Annotated in this window: 2 protein-coding genes and 1 pseudogene; 2 read left to right on the top strand and 1 reads right to left on the bottom strand. The window is 57.4% G+C overall.

Features of this window, described 5'->3' with window-relative positions; all coding sequences use genetic code 11:
* A pseudogene (locus ACWDKQ_RS36220) lies at positions 1–157 on the bottom strand (IS5/IS1182 family transposase); the annotation flags it as partial.
* Positions 158–477: 320 nt separating this feature from the next.
* Between ACWDKQ_RS36220 and ACWDKQ_RS36215 the strand changes: the two are divergent.
* Positions 478–939 carry a hypothetical protein gene (locus tag ACWDKQ_RS36215; protein WP_450143248.1) on the top strand — a complete coding sequence of 154 codons (462 nt, stop codon included), beginning with the start codon at positions 478–480 and terminating at the stop codon, positions 937–939.
* A 79-nt stretch (positions 940–1,018) separates the two neighbouring features.
* On the top strand, positions 1,019–1,228 hold the full coding sequence (locus ACWDKQ_RS36210; RefSeq protein ID WP_450143247.1) for a helix-turn-helix domain-containing protein: 210 nt from the start codon (positions 1,019–1,021) through the stop codon (positions 1,226–1,228).
* Positions 1,229–1,327 lie beyond the last annotated feature (99 nt).

The following is a 1,327-nucleotide window of genomic DNA, read 5'->3' as shown; positions in this document are numbered from 1 at the left end:
CGCGGAACCACCGCAGGACCAGCACAGCCTGCCAGAACGTGGTCAACACCCGGCGCCCCTTGCGGGTCCCTTTCCTGCGGCGTTCACCGGCTAGCAGCCTGCTGAGGAAGACCACCAGTTCACGGGGAACATCGAGTTTGGCAGAATACGTGACCACGTGGGGCCTTCCCTGGTCGAAGATCGTTTCTTGGTCGAACTTCTTTTACCAGGGACCCCACGTCCCACTCTCCCCGGGCCAGCGCTACCCGATCACACACCCATTCCGGCAGGCCGCCCTCCAGACACTTCTTACTGAGATCACCTCAATGGAGGGCAGAGTTCCGACGTTATCGTCGACGCAAGGCGAACGGATCTAACACAGGAGCAAGCAGTCAGCGGATTAAAAGCTTACCTGAACGCTCCTGGAAACGCACACAAGCTCACCCGAGTAAGAATATGGGGAAAGATTTTTGACTTCGACTGGAAGAGGGAAGGCTAATGCCCGCCTACTTTGATGTGTTCTTCGGTGGTCGCAGTGGCCACCAAGGCTCAGTAGTTGAGGGTCTAGAGCAAATTATTGGATTGAAATTCGAGCCGATCGAGGAGGAATACGCGGATCATATTGCGGTTCGCAACCCCGGTACCGACCATTTCATTTCTTACGAACTGCTTCTCAGGCACAGTCTTAGCGAAGAACTAGACGAAGATATGGGCATACCGTTTACGCAAATGCCTCATAGCGTCACCGTCCGGGGTCCTCGTGGCGACGAAGAACAACACAAGACGCTCGCACGCGGTATCTTCGAACGACTCAAGGAAAGCGGCTACAAGCCCATCTATTTCGTCTGGGACCTCGACCAAGTGATCGAACTCTGGGACCCTGACCAAAAAGGCGACCCCGAAGTCATGGAATTCTGGGAGCCCGACCAGAAAGGCGACCACGGCAGGCCGGAGGACTAACCCGTACCAGGCTGGCCCCGTTTCGGTTCCTGTTGGCCGAGCGGGGCCTTCGCCATATTAGTAGCCATCCGGAGAAGCAATGGAGAGGTTAACGCCGGGCGAGCCGATAGTTGGCGAACGGCGGGCAAGGCTCAGTGCGGAAGTAGCGCAAGAGTACCTCGAAGGAGAACGGGTTCCAGTCATAGCAGCGAAGCTCGGTCGTTCGAAGCCCTTCGTCTATACCCTCTTGATGGAGAGCCGTACGCCACTTCGCGGCTCTGGGGTCCGTATGACATCCAAGCACAGCTAACGGCACAGATCAGCGGTTAGTGCGATGTGTTGCCGATTCGCCGATCAGCCGCGGACGACTGTGCCCGAAGGGCTCGGCCAGCCGCGAACTGGTGACCTC

This window comes from Saccharopolyspora sp. NPDC000995 (assembly GCF_053599315.1).
This window is presented reverse-complemented; position numbering and strand designations above follow the sequence as displayed.

Excerpts from the sequence above, each read along its gene's own strand:
- ACWDKQ_RS36215 (WP_450143248.1), top strand. The coding sequence starts at position 478 with ATGCCCGCCTACTTTGATGTGTTCTTCGGTGGTCGCAGTGGCCACCAA.
- ACWDKQ_RS36210 (WP_450143247.1), top strand. The coding sequence starts at position 1,019 with ATGGAGAGGTTAACGCCGGGCGAGCCGATAGTTGGCGAACGGCGGGCA.